This is a genomic window from Ornithinimicrobium sp., from assembly GCF_051004135.1.
Classification (GTDB): Bacteria; Actinomycetota; Actinomycetes; order Actinomycetales; family Dermatophilaceae; genus Ornithinicoccus.
In genome coordinates this window covers 1-9,922 of record NZ_JBPCKQ010000233.1, presented here as the reverse complement: position 1 = coordinate 9,922, position 9,922 = coordinate 1, and the positions used below count along the sequence as shown (strand labels likewise).

The following is a 9,922-nucleotide window of genomic DNA, read 5'->3' as shown; positions in this document are numbered from 1 at the left end:
GTCCGCCATCGAGATCATCACCCTCGGCGGCGACGTCGAGGCCGGGGCGGATCTGCCGGCCGATGAGTTCGGCGAGGGGGTCACGGTGGCGGGTGACACCGCATACCAGCTGACGTGGACGTCCGGCGTGGTGCACACCTGGAGCCTGCCCGACCTGCAGCCCGGACCTGACCTTGCCATCGAGGGGGAGGGCTGGGGGCTGTGCCACGACGAGACCCGCGACGTGCTGTGGCTCTCCGACGGTTCGGCGCAGCTGCAGGCGCTCGACCTCGACGGGCTCGCACCCGGCGACCGGGTCGAGGTGACCGAGCGGGGTGAGCCGGTGCCGATGCTCAACGAGCTGGAGTGCGTCGACGGGCAGGTCTGGGCCAACATCTGGCACGACGATGACCTGGTGCGCATCGATCCCGCGACGGGCGAGGTGACCGACCGGGTCGACCTGTCCGGCGTGGTCGAGACCGAGGGCGCCGCGGGCGAGGAGGACGTGCTCAACGGGATCGCCTACGACGAGGCCGACGGTACGTTCCTGGTCACCGGCAAGAACTGGGGACACCTCTACCGGGTCCGTCTTGAGGCCGTTGACGGCTGAGGTGCCGGCTGGATCGGTCAGGTGCGTGATCTGGCCGGTGGGGTGTGCGGGGCCGGGTCAGTTGCCGGAGATGGCGGCCCGGATCGGGATCTCGCCGGTGTCGACGCCGAGGATGGTCACCTCGTCGGGCTTGGACGGCAACACGGTGTCGACGTAGTCGCGCACGGTCTCCTCGATGCTCGTGTCGCGTCCGGCCCGCTCGGAGAGGTACCACCGGTGCTCCAGCACCTCATGGAACAGCTCGGCCGGCTCCACCTTCGTCGCCAGGGCGGCAGGCACCGTGCGGGTGACCGGCTCGTAGATCCGGGACAGCCAGTCGTGCGCGACCTGGGCCTCGTCGTCGTTCTGCCGGTCGGTGGCCGCGCGGTAGGAGTCGAGGTCGTTGAGCATGCGGCGCGCCTGGTTTTCCTCGACGTCCAGCCCGGTCAGGTGCATCAGCCGGCGGGAGTGGTAGCCGGCCTCCACGATCTTGGGCCGGATCTGGATGTGCGTGCCGTCGAAGTCGGTCGTGATGTCCAGCTCGTCGATGTCGAAGCCCAGGTTGTTGAGCCGTCGCATCCGTTCCTCGACCCGCCAGCTGTCGCCGCGCTCGAAGCGCTCGGTCTCGGTCAGCTCGCGCCACAGCAGCTCGTAGCGGTGCATGATCAGGTTGGCGATCTCGATCGGGTCCTCCCTCTGGTCGAGGAACCCGCCGGCCTCCAGATCCATCAGCTCCCCGGCGATGTTGCCGTGCGCGATGATCAGGTCGTGCTCGCGCTGGCCGTCGCTGAGCTGGTTGTAGACCGAGGCGGTCTCGGCGTCGACCAGGTAGGCCGCGAAGTCACCCGCGTCCCGCCGGAACAGCGTGTTGGACAGCGACACGTCACCCCAGAACACCCCGCTGAGGTGCAGCCGCACCAGCAGGACGGCGAGGGCGTCGAGGGTGCGTCGCGCGGTGTCCGGCCGCAGCTTCTGGCTGAAGATCGCCCGGTAGGGCAGCGAGAAGCGCAGGTGGCGGGTGACCAGGCAGGCGTCCATCGGCTCGCCCTCGGGCGTGGTTCGCCCGGAGACGACGGCGAGGGGCTCCACCGCCGGCTGCTCCAGCCGCCGCAACATGCGCAGGGTGTCGTACTCCCGCCGGGCCAGGTCGGCGTGGATCTCCTTGACGGCGACCACCCGTCCCGAGAGCTTGACGAACCGGACAACGTGCCGGGAGATGCCCCGGGGGAGCGCGGCCAGGTGGCTCGGCGGCCACTCCTCGAGCGGCAGCTGCCAAGGCAGGTCCAGCAAGGCTGGGTCCAGCCGTGCTGCCGAGATGTCGAGAGCCATGGGTCCCACCCTATGGCGGGTTCCGAGACAGCGCTTTCAATGGTCGGTCGGACACAGGTTGTGCCGTCCGCTCGGGTGAGCGGACGGCATAACCTGTGACGTGCGGTCGGTCAGGGGTTGATGCGCAGGCCAGACTCGACGTTGAACAGGTGCAGGTGGTCCAACTTGGGCTTGAAGTGGACCGTCTCGCCCTTGCGCGGCGGGGTGCGACCGTCGACCCGGGCGATGAACGGCTTGTCCGTCGCGTGGGCGCCGGGCAGCTCGCCGTAGACGTAGGCGTCGGCGCCGAGCTCCTCGACCAGGTCGATCTCGACCGCCAGACCGCTACCGGAGTCGTCGAGCTCGACGTCCTCGGGGCGGATGCCGGCGATCACCTGGTTGTCGCCAACCTTGCCGAGAATCTCCCGCTCCACCGGGTGCACCGCGTCGCCGAACTTGATGCCGTCGTCGACAACGGGCAGGGTCATCAGGTTCATCGCGGGGGAGCCGATGAAGCCGGCCACGAAGACGTTGTCGGGGTGGTCGTACATCCGCCGCGGCGGGTCGCACTGCTGCAACAGGCCGTCCTTGAGCACCGCGACCCGGTCACCCATCGTCATCGCCTCGACCTGGTCGTGGGTGACGTAGACCGTCGTGACGCCGAGGCGGCGTTGCAGCGAGGCGATCTGGGTGCGGGTCTGCACGCGCAGCTTGGCGTCCAGGTTGGACAGCGGCTCGTCCATCAGGAACACCTGCGGCTGGCGCACGATGGCCCGGCCCATCGCCACGCGCTGGCGCTGGCCACCGGACAGGGCCTTGGGCTTGCGGTCCAGGAACTCGGTGAGGTCCAGGATCTTGGCCGCCTCCTCGACCCGGCTGCGGATGTCCTCCTTGGGCTTGCCGGCGATCTTGAGCGCGAAGCCCATGTTGTCGGCCACCGTCATGTGCGGGTAGAGCGCGTAGTTCTGGAAGACCATCGCCACGTCGCGGTCCTTGGGGGGCAGTGAGGTGACGTCGCGGTCACCGATCAGGATGCGGCCCTCGTTGATCTCTTCGAGACCGGCCAGCATCCGCAGGCTCGTGGACTTGCCACAGCCGGACGGGCCGACGAAGACGAGGAACTCCCCGTCGCCGATCTCGATGTCGAGCTTGTCGACCGAGGGCTCGTCCGCCCCGGGGTAGATGCGTGTTGCTCCGTCGTAGGTCACAGTGGCCATGAGCCAACCCTTCCTTCACCGGCAGGAACGTGCCGGACGATCCGTCGTAAAGGACCTGACGCACGGGTGCGCGTCAGGGTGTCCCCTGCGCGACGTCGGGGGGGGGGGGGTCGGTATGCGGCGTGAACCGGAACCGTGCTCGGCGACGCTGCCTGAGACTGTTCGTTACCGTACTGCAATCTGCAAGATCTTGCACAGACGGTCAGACGGTGCTCATACTGTCTCATTACTTCCCCAGACAGTCCACAGCAACGGCTATCGAGGAGACGTCACACGGTCCGGCCGGACCTCGTCACTACCCCCATCGGAACCAGTCTGATCGACAGTTCAAAGGAGAACTGCCCATGAAGCGCACCAAGGGTGTACTAGCCGTCACCGGCATCGCGGCACTCATGCTGTCCGCGTGCGGCGGCGAGAGCAGCAACCCCGCGGAGGAGGAGCCGAGCGCCGCGGAGACGGGTCAGGACAGCGAGGAGCAGCAGCCCGCGGACGGAGCGGAGTCCACCGAGGCCCCGGTCCGGGACGAGAACGCTGACCTGGTGATCTGGTCGGACAACGTGCGCGCCCCCGTCCTGCAGGAGTATGCCGACCAGTTCGGTCAGGAGTTCGGCATCACCGCGCAGGTCCAGGTGGCCACGGATGTGCGCCAGCAGTTCAAGGACGCCACCAACGTCGGCGAAGGCCCGGACATCATCGTCGGGGCGCACGACTGGCTGGGTGAGCTGGTGCAGGACGGCACCGTGGCGCCGATCCAGATGTCCTCGGACGTCGAGAGCGGCTTCACTCCCGAGTCGATCGAGGCCACCCAGTTCAACGGGCAGACCTACGGCGTGCCCTACTCCACCGAGAACCTCGCCCTGATCCGCAACACGGACATGGCCCCCGACCTGCCCGCGACCATGGAGGACCTCGTCGCCAAGGGCAAGGAGCTGGTGGACGCAGGCGAGGCGGAGGCTCCGATGGTGACCCCGGTGAGCCAGCAAGGAGACGCCTACCACGCCTTCCCCTACCTGTCGGCCTACGGCGGTGGCATCTTCGGCACCAACGAGGACGGTGGTTGGGACAGCCAGAACGTCATCCTGGACTCACCCGAGACCATCAAAGGCGGGGAGAAGATCTCCATGCTGGCCGAGCAGGGTGCCCTCAACGTCAGCATCGACGGCACCACCGCGGAGGCGCTGTTCACCGCGGGCGACGCGCCGTTCTTCATCACTGGTCCGTGGTCGCTCCCGGCGATCCAGGACGCGGGCATCAACTACGAGGTCAGTCCCATTCCGGAGTTCGAGGACGGCGGCGACCCCATCCCGTTCCTGGGTGTGCAGATGTTCTATGTCTCCGCCGATGCAGCGAACCCCACCCTGGCCCAGGAGTTCGTCAACAACTACGTGCCGACCCCGGACTTCCAGATGGCGATGTTCAGGGCCGGCGGCCGGCCTCCTGCCCTGCAGGAGACCCTCGACGCGGTCTCGGCAGACAACCCCGACATCGAGGCGTTCGCCGAGTCCGGTGAGGGCGCCCAGCCGATGCCCAACATCCCGGCCATGAACGCCGTCTGGGGTCCGCTGGGGGTGGCCGAGGTGGACATCGTCGAGGGTGCCCCCGCCGCCGAGCGGCTCCCGAGCGCGCAGCAGGAGATCGTCTCCAACATCGAGTGATCCCGCTGACTGGCCGGATGGACCAGCCGGTCGGTCAGTCGCAGTGCATGACCGGGCCGGCTGCGTCAACATCACCGCAGCCGACGGCAGCCGGCCCGGACCCCATCTCAGCCCTGGATGACCCCCCGCACCCCCGCCCGGAGACGACGATGTCCCAGTCCACCCGCACCCGAACCGACGACGAGCACCTCGGCAGCGAAGAGCATCTGGAGTTCCGCAAGGGGACCCCCGTCTGGGTGCTCGCGGTCAAGTGGCTGCTCCTCCTGGCCGTGCTGGCCGGTGCCGCTTTCGTGATCCAGCGGCTGATCGCCGAGGGCTACTGGCTGATGGTGGTACTGACCGCCTTCGTCGCGCTGTGCGTCGTGGCGGTCTACGCGTCCAAGGGCATGATCCCCGCCAAGTACCTGTTGCCGGGCACGGTGCTGCTGCTGGCGCTGCAGATCTGGCCGCTGGTCTACACGGTGGGCATCTCCTTCACCAACTACGGGTCGGGTCACCTGGGCACCAAGGAGGAGGCGATCGCCTCGATCGAGGCCAACTCGGTGCGCCAGGTCGAGGGCTCCGACCGCTACGCGCTCAACATCGCCGTCGCGGAGGGGCAGGATCCGCAGCTGGGCGATCTGGTCTACCTGCTGACCGGCCCCGAGGGCACCTTCTACGCCGGGGACATCGAGGGGCTCAGCGAGCCGCTGGATGCCGGGACCGTCGAGACCAACCCCTCGGGACGCATCATCGAGGCCGAGGGTTACCAGACGCTGAGCGCGAGCGAGGTCAACGACCGCTCCCGGGACCTGGCCGACTTCGCCGTGCCGACCGACGAGGGCGGGATCAAGCAGATCGGGCTGTCGGAGGCCTTCATCGGCGAGCCGACCATCACCTATGACGAGGCGTCGGACACGATGACCAACCAGACGTCGGGGAAGGTCTACGTCGCGGGCGAGGACGCGGAGTTCGTGCCGCAGGACGGCCAGGGCCAGCCGCTGCCGCAGGGGTGGCGCACCAACGTCGGCTTCGACAACTACACCGATGCGCTGACCGACTCCACCCTGCGCAGCGGACTGATCAGCGTCTTCATCTGGAATGTCGTCTTCGCCGTCTTCACCGTGCTCTCGACATTCGTGCTCGGGATGCTGCTGGCTCTGTTGTTCAACGACCCGCGGCTGAAGGGCAAGGGCATCTACCGGTCGTTGCTGATCCTGCCCTATGCCCTGCCGATCTACGTCACCGCGCTGATCTGGGCCTCGATGTTCAGCACCGACTTCGGTGTCATCAACGAGATCACCGGGTTGAGCATCAACTGGCTGGGCGATCCGCTGTGGGCCAAGGTCGCCATCCTGATGACGAACCTCTGGCTGGGCTGGCCCTACATGTTCATCGTCTGCACCGGTGCGCTGCAGGCCATCCCCGAGGACGTCAAGGAGGCCGCCGCCATCGACGGGGCCGGCTTTTGGCGCACCGTGACCTCGGTGATCATGCCGCTGCTGCTGGTCGCCGTCGGGCCCCTGATGATCGCCTCGTTCGCGTTCAACTTCAACAACTTCGGGCTGATCTTCCTGATGACCGAGGGCGGGCCGTTCACCGGCGGCCAGGCCCAGATCGGCTCGACCGACCTGCTGATCACCCTGGCCTACCGGCTGGCGCTCGGCGGTGTCTCGCCCAACTTCGGCTTCGCCTCGGCGATCTCGGTGTTCATCTTCATCCTGGTGGCGATCATCAGCTATCAAGGATTCAAGCGGACCGCAGCCCTCGAGGACGTGAACTGAGATGAGCTCCACACCCCAGGACCCCACGGACACCACGCTCGTCGACGCGCAGGCCGAGGCCGACGCGCGCATCGAACGGCGCCGCAACCTCAAGCCCGAGCGCTCCCGCGGATCAGGGGTGTGGTGGCGGCACGCCCTGGCCATCCTGGCCCTGGTCTATGCGCTCTTCCCGATCCTGTTCATCGTGTCCTCGGCGTTCAACAACAGTGGCACCCTGGACACCTCCTCGCTGATCCCCAGCAATCCCGGCGTGCAGAACTTCGTCGACCTGTTCAACGACCCGGCCCGGCCGTTCTGGACCTGGTTCCGCAACTCGATGATCATCTGCTTCCTGGCCACCGCCTTCACGGTGCTGCTCGGAGCCTGTGCGGCCTTCGCGTTCTCCCGGCTGCGCTGGAAGGGTCGGCGCACCGGGCTGCTGCTGATCCTGCTGGTCCAGATGTTCCCCGCGCTGCTGGCCTTCGTCGCCCTCTACATCACCTTCGCCAACGTCGGCGAGATCATCCCTCAGCTGGGCCTCAACACCCTGGCCGGGTTGATGCTGGTCTACCTCGGCGGGGCGATGGGCGCCAACATCTGGCTGCTCAAGGGTTACTTCGACACGGTGCCCACCAGCCTGGACGAGGCGGCCAAGCTCGATGGTGCCTCGCACGCCCGGATCTTCTTCACCGTCATCCTGCGTCTGGTCACCCCGATCCTGGCGACCGTGGGCATCCTGGCCTTCGTCGGCCTGTGGGGTGAGTTCCTGCTGGCCAGCATCTTCCTGACCGATGTCGACAACCAGACCCTTGCCGTGGGGCTCTACGCCACCCGGGAGGCCGACAAGAACGCGCTGTTCGGCCAGTTCGTCGCCGGTGCGCTGCTCGCCTCCATCCCGGTGGTCCTGGTCTATCTCGCCCTGCAGAAGCAGCTGGTCGGCGGGCTGACCTCGGGCTCCGTCAAGTAGCGATGGACGGCTTGAGCGCCGGTCCCCACCACGACGGCTCGCCCCTCTACGTCAGCACCCAGAGCCCGGCCCTGGGTGACACCGTCTCGGTGCGGGTCCGGGTGCCGCACCTGGCCGGAGTCGACGCGGTGCACGTGCGCACGGCGCCCGACGGTGAGCAGGCGTTCGTCGCCGCCCGCGAGGTGGCCCGCGACGACGTCGACGCCTGGTGGCAGGCCGAGCTGAGCTGCCACAACCCGGTCACGCACTACCGCTTCCTGCTCAGCGGTATGCCGTCTCCGGACCCGCCCGGCCAGGGGCGGGCGACGGCATACCGCTGGCTCAACGGGACCGGCCTGCACCCACGCGACGTGCCCGACGCCGACGACTTCCGGATCGTCACCTTCGCCCCGCCCCCGCACTGGGCGGCCGGGGCGGTGGTCTATCAGGTCTTCGGTGACCGGTTTGCCCGCGACAGCGCTGTCGAGCCGCCCGGTGAGCCCGGCGCGCCGCGCACCGACCTGCCGGACTGGGCGCTCCCGGCCGCCTGGGACGACGAGGTCGACGCTCACCTGGACACCGGGCCCCGGCAGGTCTACGGCGGGACCCTCGACGGCGTCCGCGAGCACCTCGACCACCTGGTCGACCTCGGTGTCGACGTGCTCTACCTCACGCCGTTCTTCCCCGCCCGGTCCAACCACCGCTACGACGCGGCCACCTTCGAGGAGGTCGACCCGATCCTCGGGGGTGACGACGCGCTGCTGCGGCTGCAGGAGGAGGCGCACGAGCGCGGGCTGCGGGTGCTGGGAGACGTCACCACCAACCACACGGGCGAGGAGCACGAGTGGTTCCGGGCCGCACTCGCAGATCCGGACGGGCAGCACGCCGCGCGCTACGTCCGGGACGACGACGGCGAGTGGGTCACCTGGCTCGACGTCGGGTCGCTGCCCAAGCTGGACCACAGCAACGCGGAGCTGCGCACCGCCATGTTCGAGGACCCCGGCTCGGTGATCCGACGCTGGCTCGGCCCGGACAGGGGCCTCGATGGGTGGCGGGTCGACGTGGCCAACATGACTGGGCGCTACCGCGACGTCGACGTGGCCCACGACGTCGCCCGGCAGGTGCGCCGAGCCGTCGACGAGGTCGGTGACCTCACCGGCACCGAGCCGCTGCTGGTCGCCGAGCACACCCACGACCACAGCGCCGACGCGCTCGGTGACGGCTGGCACGGCGTGATGAACTACTCCGGCTTCACCCGGCCCGTGTGGACCTGGCTGCGCGACCCCGGCTTCGCGCCGAAGTTCCTGGGCTCCCCGGTGCGGGTGCCGCGGCTGGGTGGTGAGCTGGTCGCGGAGACCATGCGGGAGTTCGCCGCAATCGTGCCGTGGCGCACCGTCGCGCACTCCTTCACCCTGGTCGGCTCCCATGACACCACGCGGGTGCGCACGCTGGTCGGCGACGAGCCCGCCCAGGTCGAGGTGGCCGCGGGGCTGCTGTTCACGATACCCGGCATCCCGATGCTCACCTACGGTGACGAGATCGGCATGCCCGGCAACTTCGGCGAGGACGGGCGACGGCCGATGCCGTGGGCCGCACGTGGCAGTGATCCGGCCCGGTGGGACGAGGCGACGTATGCCGCGTACCGCACCCTGATCCGGGCCCGCCGGTCCACCCCGGCGTTGCACTCGGGCGGGATGCGCTGGCTGCACGCTCAGGACGACACTCTGGTGTTCCTGCGCGAGCACCCCCAGGGCACGGCGCTGGTCCACCTGGCCCGTGCTGCCCACGACCCGGTCCGGTTGCCGGTCGCGGGTCTACCCGGGGTCGGCGAGGGCCGAGTGCTGGTGGGGACGCCTCCGGAGATCGACGAAGTGTCGGTGCTGCTGGAGGCGACAGGCCCTAGGGTTCGGGTGTGGCTGTGGCAGCCACCGGTGCCCGACTGGGCCTGAGGCCAAGCGGAGGGTGGGGCCGGGATGAACGGCAGACTGGCCGAGCTGGCGGCATACGCGGGTGTGAGCGAGGCGACGGTCAGCCGGGTGCTCAACGACAAGCCCGGCGTCGCAACAGCGACCCGGCAGGCGGTGCTCACGGCCGTCGACGTGCTCGGCTACGAACGGCCCAGCAAGCTGCGCCGCAGCTCCGCGGGCCTGGTGGGGTTGCTCACGCCCGAGCTGAGCAACCCCTTCTTTCCCCTCTTGGCCCAGACGCTGGAGACACACCTGGCCGCGGCGGGCTACACCCCCGTGCTGTGCACGCTGACCCCCGGCGGAGTCAACGAAGCGGAGTACGTCCAGATGCTGCTGGACCGGGGAGTGGCCGGCATCATCTTCGTCTCCGGCTATCACGCCGACAGCAAGTCTCCGATCGATCGCTATGTCGCGCTGCGCGAGCAGCGGATGCCGATCGTCCTGGTCAACGGCTGGCGGGCGGGCGTGCCGGCGCACTTCATCTCCCACGACGACCGCACCTCCATGCACCTGGCGGTG

General features: G+C 68.7%; 8 protein-coding genes. 6 read left to right on the top strand and 2 right to left on the bottom strand.

The genetic code is table 11. The features are described 5' to 3' along the window. Window positions 1–589 (top strand): glutaminyl-peptide cyclotransferase (locus ACR2FV_RS16840; RefSeq protein ID WP_434016859.1); only part of this gene is annotated, 589 nt, incomplete at its 5' end. A 57-nt stretch (window positions 590–646) separates the two neighbouring features. On the opposite strand, the gene ACR2FV_RS16835 is transcribed toward ACR2FV_RS16840, so the two are convergent. Further along, window positions 647–1,897: a DUF4032 domain-containing protein gene (locus ACR2FV_RS16835; RefSeq protein WP_434016858.1), complete on the bottom strand. Its 1,251-nt coding sequence runs from the start codon at window positions 1,895–1,897 to the stop codon at window positions 647–649. A 110-nt stretch (window positions 1,898–2,007) separates the two neighbouring features. Then, window positions 2,008–3,093, bottom strand: a complete 1,086-nt coding sequence (locus ACR2FV_RS16830; protein ID WP_434016857.1) for an ABC transporter ATP-binding protein — start codon at window positions 3,091–3,093, stop codon at window positions 2,008–2,010. A gap of 344 nt (window positions 3,094–3,437) precedes the next feature. Between ACR2FV_RS16830 and ACR2FV_RS16825 the strand changes: the two genes are divergently transcribed. The 5 genes from ACR2FV_RS16825 to ACR2FV_RS16805 all read left to right on the top strand — a co-directional run. Then, window positions 3,438–4,748 carry a sugar ABC transporter substrate-binding protein gene (locus tag ACR2FV_RS16825; RefSeq protein WP_434016856.1) on the top strand — a complete coding sequence of 437 codons (1,311 nt, stop codon included), beginning with the start codon at window positions 3,438–3,440 and terminating at the stop codon, window positions 4,746–4,748. 149 nt (window positions 4,749–4,897) lie between these two features. Continuing rightward, complete coding sequence (locus ACR2FV_RS16820) at window positions 4,898–6,511, top strand: ABC transporter permease subunit (RefSeq protein WP_434016855.1); 1,614 nt, start codon at window positions 4,898–4,900, stop codon at window positions 6,509–6,511. Window position 6,512: 1 nt separating this feature from the next. Continuing rightward, window positions 6,513–7,457: a sugar ABC transporter permease gene (locus ACR2FV_RS16815; RefSeq protein ID WP_434016854.1), complete on the top strand. Its 945-nt coding sequence runs from the start codon at window positions 6,513–6,515 to the stop codon at window positions 7,455–7,457. 2 nt (window positions 7,458–7,459) lie between these two features. Continuing rightward, a complete protein-coding gene (locus tag ACR2FV_RS16810) occupies window positions 7,460–9,385 on the top strand; it encodes a glycoside hydrolase family 13 protein (protein WP_434016853.1) in 1,926 nt (641 codons plus the stop codon). Window positions 9,386–9,409: 24 nt separating this feature from the next. Further along, window positions 9,410–9,922, top strand: a 513-nt coding sequence (locus ACR2FV_RS16805) for a LacI family DNA-binding transcriptional regulator (RefSeq protein WP_434016852.1), incomplete at its 3' end; no start/stop codon positions are given.

Bases quoted from the DNA above. Each gene is read 5' to 3' on its own strand.
- ACR2FV_RS16820 (WP_434016855.1), top strand. From the start codon at position 4,898: ATGTCCCAGTCCACCCGCACCCGAACCGACGACGAGCACCTCGGCAGC.
- ACR2FV_RS16835 (WP_434016858.1), bottom strand. From the start codon at position 1,897: ATGGCTCTCGACATCTCGGCAGCACGGCTGGACCCAGCCTTGCTGGAC.
- ACR2FV_RS16825 (WP_434016856.1), top strand. From the start codon at position 3,438: ATGAAGCGCACCAAGGGTGTACTAGCCGTCACCGGCATCGCGGCACTC.
- ACR2FV_RS16830 (WP_434016857.1), bottom strand. From the start codon at position 3,093: ATGGCCACTGTGACCTACGACGGAGCAACACGCATCTACCCCGGGGCG.
- ACR2FV_RS16810 (WP_434016853.1), top strand. From the start codon at position 7,460: ATGGACGGCTTGAGCGCCGGTCCCCACCACGACGGCTCGCCCCTCTAC.
- ACR2FV_RS16815 (WP_434016854.1), top strand. From the start codon at position 6,513: ATGAGCTCCACACCCCAGGACCCCACGGACACCACGCTCGTCGACGCG.